Origin of the sequence: Thiomonas bhubaneswarensis (genome assembly GCF_001418255.1) — a bacterium.
Classification (GTDB): Bacteria; Pseudomonadota; Gammaproteobacteria; order Burkholderiales; family Burkholderiaceae_C; genus Thiomonas; species Thiomonas bhubaneswarensis.
The window spans coordinates 17,629-32,551 of sequence record NZ_LIPV01000003.1 but is presented as its reverse complement, the minus strand read 5'-3'; the positions used below and the strand labels follow the sequence as shown (position 1 = coordinate 32,551).

At 66.3% G+C, this 14,923-nt stretch carries 19 protein-coding genes; 4 read left to right on the top strand and 15 right to left on the bottom strand.

What is annotated here, in order from left to right; genetic code table 11:
* Positions 1-2: 2 nt before the first annotated feature.
* On the bottom strand, positions 3-497 hold the full coding sequence (locus ASC45_RS04565; RefSeq protein WP_245609952.1) for a YqaA family protein: 495 nt from the start codon (positions 495-497) through the stop codon (positions 3-5).
* A gap of 46 nt (positions 498-543) precedes the next feature.
* Between ASC45_RS04565 and ilvA the strand changes: the two genes are divergently transcribed.
* On the top strand, positions 544-2,094 hold the full coding sequence (gene ilvA / locus ASC45_RS04560) for a threonine ammonia-lyase, biosynthetic (protein ID WP_055449865.1): 1,551 nt from the start codon (positions 544-546) through the stop codon (positions 2,092-2,094).
* A gap of 10 nt (positions 2,095-2,104) precedes the next feature.
* On the opposite strand, the gene ASC45_RS04555 is transcribed toward ilvA, so the two are convergent.
* Genes ASC45_RS04555 through ASC45_RS04540 form a run of 4 tightly spaced genes read right to left on the bottom strand, consistent with a single transcriptional unit; the run spans position 2,105 to position 4,865 of the window.
* The gene (locus ASC45_RS04555) at positions 2,105-2,728 is read right to left on the bottom strand and encodes a DUF4136 domain-containing protein (protein WP_055449864.1); all 624 of its coding nucleotides are present in this window, start codon (positions 2,726-2,728) and stop codon (positions 2,105-2,107) included.
* 14 nt (positions 2,729-2,742) lie between these two features.
* Complete coding sequence (ttcA, locus tag ASC45_RS04550; protein WP_055449863.1) at positions 2,743-3,648, bottom strand: tRNA 2-thiocytidine(32) synthetase TtcA; 906 nt, start codon at positions 3,646-3,648, stop codon at positions 2,743-2,745.
* Positions 3,645-4,046 (bottom strand): dihydroneopterin aldolase, encoded by a 402-nt coding sequence (locus ASC45_RS04545; RefSeq protein ID WP_055449862.1) that lies wholly within the window; start codon positions 4,044-4,046, stop codon positions 3,645-3,647. The genes ttcA and ASC45_RS04545 overlap by 4 nt, the downstream gene beginning before the upstream one ends.
* Positions 4,047-4,055: 9 nt before the next feature.
* Positions 4,056-4,865: an SDR family oxidoreductase gene (locus tag ASC45_RS04540; RefSeq protein WP_055449861.1), complete on the bottom strand. Its 810-nt coding sequence runs from the start codon at positions 4,863-4,865 to the stop codon at positions 4,056-4,058.
* A gap of 18 nt (positions 4,866-4,883) precedes the next feature.
* Here ASC45_RS04540 and ASC45_RS04535 point away from each other — a divergent pair, with 18 nt between their 5' ends.
* Together ASC45_RS04535 and ASC45_RS04530 are read left to right on the top strand one after the other, a co-directional pair.
* A complete protein-coding gene (locus ASC45_RS04535; protein WP_055449860.1) occupies positions 4,884-6,116 on the top strand; it encodes a class I SAM-dependent methyltransferase in 1,233 nt (410 codons plus the stop codon).
* 8 nt (positions 6,117-6,124) lie between these two features.
* Complete coding sequence (locus ASC45_RS04530) at positions 6,125-6,316, top strand: DUF2905 domain-containing protein (RefSeq protein WP_055449859.1); 192 nt, start codon at positions 6,125-6,127, stop codon at positions 6,314-6,316.
* On the opposite strand, the gene ASC45_RS04525 is transcribed toward ASC45_RS04530, so the two are convergent.
* On the bottom strand, positions 6,313-7,488 hold the full coding sequence (locus ASC45_RS04525; protein WP_245609951.1) for an MFS transporter: 1,176 nt from the start codon (positions 7,486-7,488) through the stop codon (positions 6,313-6,315). The genes ASC45_RS04530 and ASC45_RS04525 overlap by 4 nt on opposite strands.
* Positions 7,489-7,646: 158 nt before the next feature.
* Between ASC45_RS04525 and ASC45_RS04520 the strand changes: the two genes are divergently transcribed.
* Positions 7,647-8,588, top strand: a complete 942-nt coding sequence (locus tag ASC45_RS04520) for a LysR family transcriptional regulator (RefSeq protein WP_055449857.1) — start codon at positions 7,647-7,649, stop codon at positions 8,586-8,588.
* On the opposite strand, the gene ASC45_RS04515 is transcribed toward ASC45_RS04520, so the two are convergent.
* The 9 genes from ASC45_RS04515 to hyi form a co-directional block, all read right to left on the bottom strand.
* Entirely contained in the window at positions 8,506-9,396 is an 891-nt protein-coding gene (locus ASC45_RS04515) for a DUF3014 domain-containing protein (RefSeq protein WP_055450129.1), read from the bottom strand. The two genes, ASC45_RS04520 and ASC45_RS04515, sit on opposite strands and share 83 nt — an antisense overlap.
* Positions 9,397-9,444: 48 nt before the next feature.
* Positions 9,445-9,645, bottom strand: a complete 201-nt coding sequence (locus ASC45_RS04510) for a hypothetical protein (protein WP_055449856.1) — start codon at positions 9,643-9,645, stop codon at positions 9,445-9,447.
* A 90-nt stretch (positions 9,646-9,735) separates the two neighbouring features.
* Positions 9,736-9,942, bottom strand: coding sequence for a glycine zipper 2TM domain-containing protein (locus ASC45_RS04505; RefSeq protein ID WP_245609967.1), 207 nt, complete (start codon positions 9,940-9,942; stop codon positions 9,736-9,738).
* Between the two features lie 155 nt (positions 9,943-10,097).
* Entirely contained in the window at positions 10,098-10,736 is a 639-nt protein-coding gene (locus tag ASC45_RS04500) for a BON domain-containing protein (RefSeq protein ID WP_055449855.1), read from the bottom strand.
* 171 nt (positions 10,737-10,907) lie between these two features.
* The gene (locus ASC45_RS04495) at positions 10,908-11,123 is read right to left on the bottom strand and encodes a CsbD family protein (protein ID WP_055449854.1); all 216 of its coding nucleotides are present in this window, start codon (positions 11,121-11,123) and stop codon (positions 10,908-10,910) included.
* A gap of 58 nt (positions 11,124-11,181) precedes the next feature.
* Positions 11,182-11,343 carry a DUF1328 domain-containing protein gene (locus ASC45_RS15430; protein ID WP_072242974.1) on the bottom strand — a complete coding sequence of 54 codons (162 nt, stop codon included), beginning with the start codon at positions 11,341-11,343 and terminating at the stop codon, positions 11,182-11,184.
* 553 nt (positions 11,344-11,896) lie between these two features.
* Positions 11,897-13,204: a glycerate kinase type-2 family protein gene (locus ASC45_RS04490; protein WP_055449853.1), complete on the bottom strand. Its 1,308-nt coding sequence runs from the start codon at positions 13,202-13,204 to the stop codon at positions 11,897-11,899.
* A 21-nt stretch (positions 13,205-13,225) separates the two neighbouring features.
* Positions 13,226-14,122 carry a 2-hydroxy-3-oxopropionate reductase gene (gene glxR / locus ASC45_RS04485; RefSeq protein ID WP_281173291.1) on the bottom strand — a complete coding sequence of 299 codons (897 nt, stop codon included), beginning with the start codon at positions 14,120-14,122 and terminating at the stop codon, positions 13,226-13,228.
* 27 nt (positions 14,123-14,149) lie between these two features.
* Entirely contained in the window at positions 14,150-14,923 is a 774-nt protein-coding gene (hyi, locus tag ASC45_RS04480) for a hydroxypyruvate isomerase (RefSeq protein ID WP_055449851.1), read from the bottom strand.

Sequence of the window (14,923 nt, the reverse complement as noted above, 5' to 3'; positions counted from 1 at the left end):
TCTCAAAGCGCCCAGGCCAGACCGGCGACGGCGGCGTAGCGCGCGCTGCGGCCGAGCAGCATCCAGAAAGCGCACGCCCAGGCATCGATGCGCAGCCAACCGGCCACCACCACGAGGGCGTCGCCCAGGCCGGGCACCCAGGCCAGTACGGTGATGGGCGCCCCCCAGTGCCGCACCTGCGGCGCCCAGCGCCAGGCGTCGGGCGTCTGCCAGTGACGCACCCAGCGACCTAGCGCGTAGGTGGTCATGCCGCCCAGGGTGTTGGAAGCGGTGGCGACGAGCACGGCCAGCAGGGTGTGTTGCGGCTGCGCGGCGATCACCACGAGCAGCACGGCTTCGGAGCTGAAGGGGATGAGGGTGGCGGCAGCGAAACTGAGCGCCGCAAGCACATATAGCCCACCCGGCCCGGCTGCGGACTGCAGCAATGCGTGCCACAAGGCCAAGGCGTCGCCAGCCCATTCGGCGGGCATCAGCACGGCCGAGACTGGAAGGCGCAAGGGGCGGGGTTCATAGAATCGGCTCTTTTGCTCTGGAAAGATCTCAATGGCCGCGAAGCATACCGACTATCTGCAGCGTATTTTGACCGCACGGGTGTACGACGTGGCCATCGAATCGGCGCTGGAGCCTGCGCACAATCTGTCGCGCCGCCTGCACAACAAGGTGCTGTTCAAGCGCGAAGATACGCAGCCGGTGTTCAGCTTCAAGCTGCGCGGGGCGTACAACAAGATGTCGCGGTTGAGCGAGACCGAACGCAAGCGCGGGGTGATCTGCGCCTCCGCGGGCAATCATGCGCAGGGCGTGGCGCTTTCAGCGCACCGGCTGGGCTGTCGAGCGGTGATCGTGATGCCGGCGACGACGCCGAAGGTGAAGATCGACGCGGTGCGCGCCTTCGGCGGCGCCAGCGTGGACATCGTGCTGCACGGCGAGAGTTACAGCGATGCCTACGCCCACGCGCTCACGCTGCAGGACAAACAGGGGCTGACCTTCGTTCACCCCTTCGACGACCCCGACGTGATCGCGGGCCAGGGCACCATCGGCATGGAAATCCTGCGCCAGCACCAGGCGCCGATTCACGCGGTGTTCTGCGCCATCGGCGGCGGCGGGCTGATCTCGGGCGTGGCCGCGTACATCAAGGCGGTGCGACCGGAGATCAAGGTGATCGGGGTGCAGACGGTCGATTCCGATGCCATGTTGCGCAGCGTGCAGACGGGGCGCCGGGTCACGCTGTCCGAAGTGGGGCTGTTCTGCGACGGCACGGCGGTGAAGCAGGTCGGCCGCGAAACCTTCCGCCTCGTGCGCGATCTGGTGGACGATTTCGTCGTGGTCGATACCGATGCGGTGAGCGCCGCGATCAAGGACGTGTTCGAAGACACGCGCAGCGTGCTGGAGCCCTCGGGCGCCATGTCGGTTGCAGCCGCCAAGGCCTATTGCGCGCAGCACAAGCTCAAGGGCGAAACGCTGGTTGCCGTGACCTGCGGCGCGAACATGAACTTCGACCGCCTGCGCTTCGTCGCCGAGCGCGCGGAGGTGGGCGAAGCGCGCGAGGCGCTGTTCGCCGTGACCATTCCCGAAAAGCCGGGCAGCTTCCGCCGCCTGTGCCGCCTGGTGGGCGCGCGCAACGTGACCGAATTCACCTACCGCATCAAAGGCCCGGAGGAGGCGCATGTGTTCGTCGGCCTGACGGTGAACGGCCGCGACGATGCGCAGAAGATGGCGCAGACCTTCGAGCGCGCGGGCTATGGCGTGCTCGACCTGACCGACAACGAACTGGCCAAGGTGCATGTGCGCCACCTCGTGGGCGGCCCTGCCCCGCGCAGCGCGCAGGGACGGAGCATGGCGGAGAACGAACGTCTGCTGCGCTTCGATTTCCCCGAGCGCCCGGGCGCGCTGCTGCGCTTTCTTGACGCGCTGAGCCCGGACTGGAACATCAGCCTGTTCCATTACCGCAATCAGGGCGGCGACAGCGGCCGGGTGCTAGTTGGCATTCAGGTGCCGCCAGCCGACAAGCGAGCGTTCAGCCTTTTCCTGCAACAGCTTGGCTATCAGTACACCGAGGAAACCGACAACCCGGCGACGAGGCTGTTCTTGAACTGACCGAAGACGCTCAGCGAGGGAACAAGACCTTGTGTTCCCCGTGCTCGGACGGAAAACCACGCAGTGCGGCCTGAGCCAGCGGCACGGCCACGGACGCCAGATCGCTCTGATACCCACCAGTCGACGCGTGCGACTGCCAGATCAGCGCGCCGGTGGCGGTATCGCGGATTTCCAGCGAGAGACTGCGCTCGTAGTAGTTGGGCGGGGGCATCCAGCCGAACAGGCCGCCGCCCCAGCCGCCCCATCCTCCGGGGAAGTACACCGCTCCGTTGGGCAACAGCACCGGAGGCGGCCAGACCGAGGGGCCGTAGGTAGCTTCCAGATCGAGACGCACGGTGTAGGTGTAGCGGGCGGTGTAGGGCGCAGGCACGCCGAGCAAGGGCACCATGCCAGCCTTGGTCATGGCGTCGAGCACGGCGGTTTGCAGAGTGTAGGCATCGGCGCTGTCGGCATTGCCAGGAGCGGCCTGCACCTGCACCTTGGCGCCCACCAGAGCCTGCGGCGCGGGGTTGGGCGTGACGACGGTGGTGCGCAGATCGGTGAGGCTGGCACAGCCGCCGAGCAGCAGCGCGGGCACCAGCAGCAGGACGAAGCCGACGCGGTGCCAAAAGCGGGTCAAAGCCAAGTTACGCATGGCGCTCCTCCGCATCAAAACCATTGGACGGATTGTGCTCGCGGGAGTTCACCCGCGCCGACACAGGGGTCGGCATCGAAGGCGATGTCGCCCTGCGGATCGGGCACGCCCGCGGCGCGCAGACCGGCGAAATCGAACAGGCTGCGGTCGGCCAGATGAGACGGCACCACCTGCGTGAGCGCATTGAACATGGTCTGCGCCCGCCCCGGTGACTCGCGCTCCCACTGCCGCAGCATGGCCTTGACCTGCTTGCGCTGCGCGTTCTCCTGGCTGCCGCAGAGGGTGCAGGGAATGAGCGGAAAGGCGCGCAGCTCGGCCCAGCGTTCGAGGTCGGCTTCTTCCACATAGGCCAGCGGCCGGATGACCACATGCCGTCCGTCGTCGCTCACCAGTTTGGGCGGCATGCCCTTGAGCTTGCCGCCGAAGAACAGGTTGAGAAAAAAGGTCTCGAGGATGTCGTCGCGGTGATGGCCGAGCGCAATCTTGGTGGCGCCGAGTTCCCCGGCCACGCGGTAGAGAATGCCGCGCCGCAGCCGAGAACACAGCCCGCAGGTGGTCTTGCCCTCGGGGATGATGGACTTGACGATGGAGAAGGTGTCCTGCTCCTCGATGTGAAAGGGCACGCCGCGGCTCTTGAGATAGTCGGGCAGTACATGCTCAGGAAAACCGGGCTGTTTCTGGTCGAGGTTGACGGCGATGAGGTCGAAGTCGATCGGCGCACGCTCGCGCAAGCTCAGCAGGATGTCGAGCATGGCGTAGCTGTCCTTGCCGCCCGACATGCAGACCATCACCCGGTCGCCCTGCTCGATCATGTTGAAGTCCACCACCGCCTGGCCGACGAGACGGTGCAGCCGCTTGGACAGCTTGTTGTTCTCGAACGCGGCCTTTTGCGCCGCGCGGGAGAGATCGGGCGCGTTCATGGCTGCAGGTCCTTCACATGGAACACTTCCACGCCCACGCTCTGGCAATCGGGATAGACGTCGGGCTTTTCGGTCGAGACCCGCACCGCCTTCACCCGCGGATGTTCGAGCATGATGCGCGCCACGTCGTCGCACAGCGTTTCCTGCAGATGGATATGGCCACGGGCGATGCGCTCGGCGATGACGCTGCGCATGAAGTCGTAATCGACCACCTCGTCGAGCTTGTCCTGCTGCGGGGTGGACATCGCCAGCGGCACGAACAGATCGACATTGATGAGCACGCGCTGCTCGGCGCGCTTCTCGAAGTCGTGCACGCCGATGTTGATGTTGACCTCGTAGTTCTGCAGAAACAGCCGACGGCAGGCGCGCAGGGCGGGGTGCGACAGGGCACTGAACATGATGGAATCCTAAATTGAGGGGCTGGCCTGCTCACGCAAGGCAAACAACACGTCGCGCCCAGTGCCCGCCAGATGCTGGCCGCCATCGACCAGCAGCGTGGTGCCGGTCATGGCGCGCGCCTGCAGCGCGAAGTGCACGGCCTGGGCGACATCCTGCGGTGTGCTGCCGCGCTGCAGCGGGGTGCGGCTGTGCACGCGGGTGAATTCGTCTTCGGTCATCGGCCCGGAGGGCAGCATCAGGCCGGGCGCCACCCCGACCACGCGCAGGGTCGGCGCCAGCGCCTGCGCCAGCGCCACGGTGGCCGCCTGCAGCGCCGCCTTCGACAGGGTGTACGACAGGTAATCGGGATCGGGATTGCTCAGCTTCTGGTCGAGCAGGTTGACCACGCACCCCTGCGCGCCGCGCTCGCGCAGGTGGGCGTGCAGCGCCTGCGCGAGTTGCACCGGGGCGATGGTGTTGACCTGGTAATGCTGCTGCGCCGCGCTAGCGCTGAAATGCTCGGCGTCGTCGAAGGCGAACAGCGCAGCGTTGTTCACCACGGCATCGATGCGCCCCAATGCCGCCACAGCCTGCGGCAGCACGGCGTGGGTGGATGCGGCGTCGGACAGATCGGCGTAGACCGCTTCGGCCTGCGCGCCCAGCGCCCGCGCTGCGGCGCAGACTTCCGCCGCGGCCTCAGCGGAGCGAAGGTAGTGCACCGCCACGTCCCAGCCCTGGCTGGCCAGGTGCAGCGCGACCTCCCGCCCGAGGCGGTGCGCCGCGCCGGTGACCAGGGCCACGCGTCGGGAACTGCTGGAGGATATCGCCGGGCCGGACATGCTTTCTAAAATGCAGTGATGAACGAACAGCCGACAAGTCTACCGGCCCCGGCCCCCATGGCGCTGGAGCGCAGCGCGCAACTCCTGGGACGCATCAGGGCCGCGCTGCACGCGGGCGGCGGCTGGCTGCCTTTCGATGCCTACATGCAGCAGGCGCTGTACGCACCGGGGCTGGGCTACTACACCGGGCAGGCGGGCCAGTTCGGCGATTTCGGCAGCGACAGCGACTTCGTCACCGCGCCCGAACTCTCGCCGCTGTTCGGCCAGACCCTGGCCTCCGAGGTGGCGCAGGTAATGCAGCGCCACGCCCTGCACACCGTGGTGGAATTCGGCGCCGGCTCAGGTCGGCTCGCCGCACAGGTTCTGGCCGAACTCGACCGCCTGGGCTGCGCGCCGCGGCAGTACGCCATCGTCGAAGTCTCGGGCGCGCTCAAACACCGCCAGATGGAGACCTTGCGCCGGGCCGTGCCGCATTTGCTCGACAGGGTGCAGTGGTGGACCGCCCTGCCCGAGTCCTTCGAGGCCGTGGTCATCGGCAATGAAGTGCTCGACGCCATGCCGGTGAAGCTCCTTCACAGGCATGCCAACGGCTGGATGGAGCGCGGCGTGACCCAGGAGGGCGACGATCTGGTGTTCGCTGACCGCGCCACCGATCTTCTGCCCCCGGAACCGCAGGCGCAGGCGCTGCCCATAGGCTCGGTCACCGAGATTCACCCGCAGGCGCTGGGCTTCGTGCGCACCCTGGCCGACCGCCTCGCACGCGGCGTGGCGCTGTTCATCGACTACGGCTTTCCGCAGCACGAGTATTACCACCCGCAGCGCCACATGGGCACGCTGCAGGCGCACTACCGCCACCGCGTGCTCGACGACGTGCTGCTGTGGCCCGGCCTGACCGACCTCACCTCACATGTGGACTTCACCGCCGTCGCGCTCGCCGCGCAGGACGCCGGGCTCGACGTGCTGGGCTACACCAGCCAGGCCAACTTTCTGATGAACTGCGGCCTGCTCGACCGCGTTGCCGAGGCGCTGGCCGCAGGCCCCGAGCCCGTGGCCCCGAGCAGCGCCGCCGCGCTGTGCGCCAACCCGGCAGCGCCCGGCGGTTCGCACTACCTGCGGCAGACCGCAGCCGTCAACAAACTGCTGGGCGAGAGCGAAATGGGCGAACTGTTCAAGGTCATCGCCCTGGGCCGCGGGGTGGACGCGCACGCCCTGCGCGGCTTCGCCCGCGGCGACCGCACCCATACCCTGTAGAGGCGGCCATGCGCTGGCTGATCGTTTTCATTCTCGCGTCGATCGTGTTTTCGGCCGTGCTGCCGCACCTGCGCCGCTTCGGCATCGGCCGCATGCCGCTGGATTTCACCTTCCGCCTGTTCGGCCGGGAATGGATGTTTCCCTTCGGCTCCAGCCTGCTGCTGTCCTTCCTGGCCTACGTCATCTCGCGGCTGGTTTAGGGCCTGTTGGCCCTATCCCAAATCTTCCACGCCGCCGCCCCGATGGCCAGTTGCGCGACCAGCACCAGGGCGACGCACCCCGCCCAGCCGACGTGGGCCCAGATCCAGGCCGGGCCGAAAGCCCCGACGCTGCCGCCGACGTAGTAGCACAGCACATACAGACCGACGGCCGATGACCGCGCCTTGCCCGCCAGAGCGGGCACCTGGGCCGTGGCCATCGACTGGGCGATGAACACGCCGCCCGAGCTCAGCGTCAGCCCGAGCACGATGGCCCAGACCGGGTTGAGCAGGGTGAGCAGCATGCCCGCGCAACCCAGCGCGACCGCCGCGATGAACACGCGGCGCTTGCCGAAGGTCCACGCCAGCTTGCCCGCCAGCGGGGTGGCGACCATGCCCACCAGGTAGACGGTGAACAACAGGCTCAGATCCTTGAGATCGAAGTGGTAGGGTGCCGCCGCGAGGTGAAAGCTCACATAGGTGAAGGTGCACACCTGCGAGAACAGAATGCCGAAGCCGATGGCATAGGTACCCAGCAGCCTGGGATTGCGCAGATGCAAGCCAAACCCGGACAACGCCGCCCGCACGCCACCTTGGCTGGCCGCAAAGCCGCGCGAGGCTGGCAGACCCCGTGCGATCAGCAGCAGAAACAGCAGGTTGATCGCGCCCAGCACGACGAAGGCCGCCTGCCAGTCGGCGTGTGCGGTCACCATGCCCGCGATGAATCGGCCGCTGAAGCCCCCGGCCACCGAGCCCGAGATGTAGAGCGCGGTCACCGCGGGCACGTCGGACGGCTGCCATTCCTCACTGATGTAAGCCACGGTAGCGGTGAACACGCCGGGGATGCACAGCCCTTCGATGGCCCGCCAAATCAGCAGCCCATGCAGGGTATCGGCAGTGGCTGCCAGCAGGGTGGACAGCCCCAGGCCGGCCAGCGACACCAGCAACACCCGCTTGCGGCCGAAACGGTCTGCGGCGATGCCGGAAAACGGCGCCGCCACCGCCACCGCCAGGGTGGTGAAGGTGATGGTCAGGCTGAGCTCGGCCACGCTGGCGTGAAACACCGACTGCAGGCTGGGCAGCAGACCCTGCGTGACATACATGGTGAAAAACGCGCACATGCCAGCAGCCGTCACGGCGGCGCGGCGCAGCCATTCGGGCGGACGTTCGGACACGGGGGAGGAGGCGGGAAGGACGGTGGCAGACATTGAGGCGAAAGAGCGCGGCAACGGGGCGAAATGCCCTCTTTCAGGGCGTCAGGTTCTCACAGAGCTTAGGGCTCCGATTTTGATATGTGAAATATCATTTTCTGAAAATATGATACGTTTTCAATATGGAACTGCGACACCTGCGCTACTTCGTGGCCGTGGCCGAGGAGCGCCACTTTTCGCGTGCGGCGCAGCGGCTGCATGTCTCGCAACCGCCACTGAGCCAGCAGATCCAGGCTCTCGAAGCCGAACTGGGCGTGCCGCTTTTCACCCGCGGGCGCGGCGGGGTGCGGCGCACTGCGGCGGGTGACACCCTGCTGCCGCTGGCACGCGGCATTCTCGACGCGGTCGAGCACGCCGTGCTCCAGACCCGTCATGCCGGTCGGGGCGAGGCCGGGCGGCTGAGCATAGGCTTCGCCGGCTCGATGCCCTTCACCGATGTGATGCTGCGCCTGCTGCGCGACTACCGCGCCGCCTGGCCGCAGGTTGCGCTCGACCTGCGCGAGCAGCCCTCGCAGGCGCAGATCGACGACCTGCTGGCGAACCGGCTCGATCTCGGCTTTTTGCGCACCACGCCGAAGGCTTTCGATCCACGTCTGGCGACACTGGTGGTGCAGCGCGAGCCGCTGCTGGCCGCAGTGCACAGCGACCATCCCCTGGCCGCGCAGCCCCAGGTGAAGCTGGCCGACCTGCGCGACGAGCCCTTCGTGCTCTACAGCGCCAGCCTCGGCTCGGGTCTTCGCGAGCAAACCCTGGCGCTTTGCGCCCGGGCCGGATTCGCACCGCGCATCGCGCAAGAAGTGCATGAAATGCCCACCCTCATCGGCCTGATCTCGGCCGGTCTGGGCGTGGGCATCGTGGCGGCGTCGATGCAGCGCGCGCAACTGCCTTTCGTCACCTACCTCGGCCTGCAGGATGAAAACGCCTCGACCGACGTGTTGCTGGCCTGGCGCCGGGACGACCCCTCCCCGCCGCTGCGCAACTTCATCTCCCTGGCGACGACGCAGAGGCCGCAGGCTGCATCTGCGTCAGCAGCGCTTGACGGAACTGGCGCAGCCACGCCTTGACCGCGCGCTCGTTCTCCAGCCCCATGCGCATGAGGATTTTCTGTCCGGCAGGCGAGGCTTGGAGCGCCGGATCGGCGTAGGTGTAGAGCACCTTGGGTTGGCGCAGCATGACCGCGCCCTGCGGCTCGGGAGCTTGAAGCAGGCTGGCGAGCACGGCGAGAAAGCGGTCGTTGAACGCACTGTGGGGATGGCCGAGCTCGCGCCAGGCCTGCTCGCACAGCGGGTAGAGCTGGAAGTAGAGCCGCGCGGCGTGCTGTGGGTCGATCGCGGTGAGGATGCGGATATAAGGCGTGTAGCGCTGCGCGTTGTCCGGTGCGATGGCCAGGATATCGCCCTGCCCCGTCACCCGCAGCGTGCCGGGTACGGGATGCACCGGCCAGACCTGCGTCGGCACCATCGGGCGGGCGAGGTTGTCCACCGTGGCAACGAAGTGCACGATCAGCCGATGCGGCACCAGCCAGGCCAGGCCGGGCTTGCCGAGCAAGCCACCGAGTTCGCGCCGCACGAAGGCATCGCTGTCGCCCAGCGCGGGCAGCATTGCTGTGCTGGCGGGCAGTTGCAGCGGCGCCGAGGCGATATGCGAGGGGCGGCTGCTGGCCACGGCAGGCGCGCTATTCGACGCCTGAGGGGTGGATGCCGTGAGCGGGCTCACTCCGGCCCGGCCCGTCCAGGCCTCGATCCAGGTGCTCAATCGGTCGCGCTCGGCGTAGCCCAGTGCGAGTAGAGCCAGAATCAGCAGCACCGCAACCATCCAGCCGATGCGGCGTGGCGGCGGCGGCCGCAGGGGATCGTTGGAAGGAGAGGGCATGCGGCGCATGATCGCAGGGCTATGGCTCCACACGCAAGTGCCTGGTGCTCAGTTGTCGCCCTTGGCGGTGTCCTGGATCTTTTCGCCCGCTTTCTGCACCTGCTGCCCCGCCTGAGCCGCCGCATTGTCGATCGCCTTGCCGGCCTTTTCGGCCGGTCCTTCGGGTTTCTGGCAGCCTGAAAGCCCACCGGCCAGGCTCAGCGCCAGCAGCGCGGCAAGCGTGTAGGTTCTTCGTCGTGATGCACTCATGTTGTTCTCCCTTGTTCCGGGCGACTCAACAGCCGACGCTTCGCATCCGCACGAACGCTGTTGAGCCGCAGGCGGTGCGCTGGCAGCGTGTTATTTGCCGACCTGATTGCCGATGATGCCGCCAACTGCGGCGCCTCCCACGGTGCCGATGCCGCTGCCGCCGGAGAGCACGGCCCCGCCCACGGCACCGATGCCTGCGCCGATGGCGGTGTTCTGGTCACGCGCACTCATATTGGCGCATCCACCCAGTCCGAACAGCAGGCCCAGGGCGACGGCCGCACTGGTCACACGAGTCATTTTCTTGAGCTGCATGATGATCTCCTTCTCGGGGGTTCCCCGCCGCGAGACGCGGTGCGGGAAGAGGGTGCGGGAATGAAGGCGGACCCGCTCGCCAAGGCAGGCGCGGGCCCGCGCCCGCGCTATCTCTATCGACCCATGCCGGTGGCAAACGTTCAAGACTTGCCAACCCGAAGGGCATGCGTGTTGATCGACTTCACGCCGCCCACCTCCTGGGTGGTCGTGACCGCTTCGTCGAATTGCCGCTGGGAGGGCAACAGCCCCGCCAGCACGACCACGCCATGGCGCGTGCTCACGTTGATGCGCATCGACTTGAGATCCGGCGCGGCCAGCAACGCTGCCTTCACCTTGGCTGTAATGACGCTGTCGGCCACGGCATCACCCGCCTTTTCAGCGGCGTGGGCGATTTGTTCGCTCGCACTCACCCCGGCGGTGGAAGCTAGAGTGAGTTGGTCATCGACACGGCGTACACCGCTCACACCCTGCACCACATGCACCGCGTGCCGGCGTGCGTCGATGTCGCGCACCTTGCCGGTCAAGGTCACCACGCCCTCTCGGGTATCGACATGAATCGCAGTGGACTTGGTCTTCTCGTCCATCAGCAGCGCAGCCTTGACCTTGGTGGTGATGGCCGCGTCGTCGAGGGTCTGCCCAGCCGCTGCGGCGGACATCTCGCCTGTCGCCGCCTGAGATGCTGATGCGAAAGGCACAGCAAGAGCCAGCGCAGTGGCCGCGCCGACGAGTGCCGATGTCACCCCATGGGTGAGAGTCAGGGATTTCGTGTTCTTGTGCATGAGCGTTCCTTTCGTTGTTTGAGATCGTTCACGCACCAGCGGTTGAGCCGCGGGCGCGCAAGACTCGGAGCGAAGGGTGAGGAAAGCAAGGAGACAAGGGCGCGGTCGAGCCATCGACTCGCCCCCCGAGCGCGCCGCCCATAGGGCGATGCGCTGAGCCGCCCTGCAAGGTCAGCGTCGATCGGTGTCCTTCACACGACGCTCCCAATCTTTGATCTGCTGCTCGGCCGCATCTTTGGCGATGCCATAGCGCTCCTGCAGCACGCCTTCGAGCTTTTCGCGCTTGCCCGCGATCACTTCCAGGTCGTCATCGGTGAGTTTGCCCCATTGAGTGCGGACATTGCCATTGAGTTGCTTCCAGTTTCCTTCAATCTGATCCCAATTCATTTTGATTCCTTTCAAAAAATATCTTTCCAAATGATTAATTAAAATCATCAAGCCCGACTCATAACCGCCTGCGGCCGGTCACAAGAGAGACAACGAAAAGCACAAGAAAAATCAGGAACAGGATTTTGGCAATGGATGCCGCCGTCCCGGCGATGCCAAAAAATCCCAGGAATCCTGCGATGATGGCAATTATGAGAAAAGTCACAGCCCAGCTCAGCATGCTGATACTCCTTTATGAAAAGAGAACAGTTTCCCCGGCGAGTGCCCGAATGGAGGGGGCACCTGTATCGCCAAGACGAACGAAGAATCCGTCAGCGGGTAAAGAGTCGAGGGGGTTGGCAGAGCCGCTCGGGGGATGTTGGAGCGACAGGCCAGCAGAGCACTGACCATGCAGAAAACTATAGATTCAGATTTCCGTAATTCAAATGTTTTTTTGTAAATGTGTGTAACACGAAAAATGCTCCATAACCAGTATTACAAATGATTATTGCACTACATGAATTCACGCCACCTTCAAACGAGGACGTGGATGACCATCTTCTGATGATGGCTTTTGACCGTTGCGCGCGGCCCTGCTGTCTCTCAAGAAAGCGCTGGGGCGCCTCCTGAATTTTCTTGGTCCTGCTCGCGGCCTACCGGTCAATTGGAATCGGCTCCGTCCAAGCTGCCGTAGCGCAGCTTGTCGCCGCGGGCCTCATCCCCCACGGGGCGCAGCCCAGCCATGGAGGCGCTCAGAGGCAGCCTCTTCAGATTGGCTGTAGCGAGTGCCAGCTTCAGAGCACCAGCACGGCGCGGAAGTCGTTGACGTTGGTGTAGGTGGGGCCGGTCACCAGCAGATCGCCGGTGGCAGCGAACAGGGTGTAGGCGTCGTGGCCGTCGAGAACGGCGCGAGGTGTCAGGCCTGCGGCGCGGGCGCGAGCCAGGGTATCGGGCGTGACCCAGGCGCCGGCGTTGTCTTCGCTGCCGTCGATGCCGTCGGTGTCGCCTGCCAGCGCATACACACCCGGCTCGCCGTCCATCGCCAGCGCCAGCGCAAGCAGGAATTCGGTGCCGCGCCCGCCCTTGCCGGGGGTGCTTCCCTTGGCGACGCTCACCGTGGTTTCACCGCCGGAGAGAATCACGCAGGGCTTGGCAAACGGCGTGCCGTGCCGGACCACGCTGCGCGCCAGCGCCGCGTGCGTCTGCGCGATGTCGCGCGACTCGCCTTCCATGTCGTCGGCCAGGATGTGCGCGGCCAGACCCGCCTGGCGGCAGGACTCGGCGGCGGCCTCCAGCATCTGCCGCGGGGTGGCGATCATTTCCACCCGGTTGCCGTCGAACACCGGATCGCCCGGCTTGGGGGTTTCGAGCGCGCCGCTTTGCAGCCCGGCGCGGATGACCTCGGGGATGCCGATGCCGTAGCGGTCGACAATGGCCAGCGCATCGGCGCAGGTGGTACGGTCGGGCACGGTAGGGCCGCTGGCGATGATGTCGGGATCATCGCCGGGCACGTCAGAAATCAGTAGGGTGAGCACCTGGGCCGGTGCGCAGGCCGCAGCGAGCCGCCCACCCTTGATCGCCGAGAGGTGTTTGCGCACGCAGTTCATCTCGCCAATAGTGGCGCCGCTCATCAGCAGTTCGCGGTTGATGCGCTGTTTGTCGGCCAGCGTCAGCCCTTCTGCGGGCAGCGGCAGCAGCGACGAACCGCCGCCTGAAATCAGGCAGATGACCAGATCGTCGGCAGACAGACCCTGCACGAGCGCGAGCATGCGGCGCGCCGCGGCTTCACCGGCGGCATCGGGCACGGGGTGGGCGGCTTCGACCAGCTCGATGCGCCCCGGATGTTGCCGCAACGCTGGCGGCACATAGCCGTAGCGGGTGACGACCAGACCGGACAGCGGGGCCTGCTGCGGCCAGGCGGTGTCGAGCGCCTGCACCATCGCCCCGCTGGCCTTGCCCGCACCGATGACCAGCGTGCGCCCCTTGGGCGGCGGGGGCAGATGCGCAGGCAGTACCTTCGTGGGCTGGGCGCGAGCCACCGCGACGTCGAACAGGGCGCGCAGGAAGGCGACGGGCTGTGCGGTGGGGTCGAGCAGATTCATCGCGGTTTCGGCGCAGGCCCCTCAGGCGTCGGGAGCAATGGTGTGATGGCTCATCAGCTCGACTGCGCGGCACAGCGCAGAGTGGTCGAGCGCGTCCATGCCGTTGGCAGCGCAGGCCGACATGAGCTGCTGCACCATGGCGGTGTTGGGCAGCGCCACGCCGAGCTGCTTCGCGCCCGAGAGCGCCAGATTCAGGTCTTTCTGGTGCAGGTTGATGCGAAAGCCCGGCTGGAAAGTGCGCTTGACCATGCGCTCGCCATGCACCTCGAGAATGCGCGAAGCGGCGAAACCGCCCATGAGCGCCTGACGCACCTTGGCCGGGTCGGCCCCGGCCTTGCTGGCGAACAGCAGCGCCTCGGCCACCGCCTGGATGTTGAGCGCGACAATGATCTGGTTGGCCACCTTGCAGGTTTGGCCGTCGCCGTTGCCGCCGACCAGGGTGATGTTCTTGCCCATGCACTGGAACAGCGGCAGCACCTTGTCGAAGGTCTCCTGCTTGCCGCCCACCATGATGGTGAGGCTGGCCGCCTTGGCGCCGACCTCGCCGCCGGACACTGGGGCGTCGAGGTACTCGCAGCCGAGTTCGTTGATGCGGCGGGCGAATTCCTTGGTTTCCATCGGCCCGATCGAGCTCATGTCGACCACGGTCTTGCCCGGCGTCAGCCCCTGGGCCACGCCGTCTTCGCCGAACAGCACCTTCTGCACGTCGGGCGTGTCGGGCACCATGGTGAAGATGATGTCGGCTTGGCGCGCGACCTCGGCGCCGTTGGCGCAGGGGCGCGCACCCGCATCGAGCAGCGCCTGCGGCACCGTGCTGCGGCTGTGCACATAAAGCGTGTGGCCTGCGGCCAGCAGATGCCCGGCCATCGGCGTGCCCATGATGCCCAGACCGATGAATCCAAGAGTAGCCATGCGAATCTCCGTATTGTTGTGAACGTGGTTGTCTTACAGACTGGCCAGCCAGCCCAGACCGGATGTGGTCGTGGTCTTGGGCTTGTACTCGCAGCCGATGTGGCCGGTGTAGCCGATGCGGTCGAGATGCTGGAACAGGAAGGCGTAGTTGATCTCGCCGGTTCCCGGCTCGTTACGGCCGGGGTTGTCGGCCAGTTGAATGTGGCCGATGCGCGGCAGGTGCTTTTGCATGGTCGCGGCAAGCTCACCCTCCATGCGCTGCATGTGATAGATGTCGTATTGCAGGAACAGGTTGTCGCTGCCGACCTCGTCGATGATGTCCAGGGCCTGCTGCGTGCCGTGCAGATAGAAGCCCGGAATGTCGAAGGTGTTGATCGGCTCGATCAGCAGACGGATGCCATGGGGCGCGAGCTGCGCCGCGGCATAACGCAGGTTGTCGACGAAGGTGGCGCGCAGCGCGGCGGGGTCGGCGCCTGCGGGCACCTTGCCGGCCAGGCAGTTGAGCTGGGTCACACCCAGCTGCCGCGCGTACTCGATGGCGCGCGCCACGCCCTCGCGAAACTCGGCCACGCGGTCGGGCAGGCAGGCGATGCCGCGCTCGCCAGCATCCCAGTCGCCCGCGGGCAGGTTGTGCAGCACGATGCGCACGTCGGCCTCGAGCGCCGCGTTGCGGATCTGCTGCGCGGTGTGGGCGTAGGGAAAGAGAAACTCCACCGCCTTGAAACCCACCTTCGCGGCGGCTTCGAAGCGGTCGATGAAGGGCTCTTCGGTGAAGAGCATGGTGAGATTGGCGGCGAATTGGGGCAT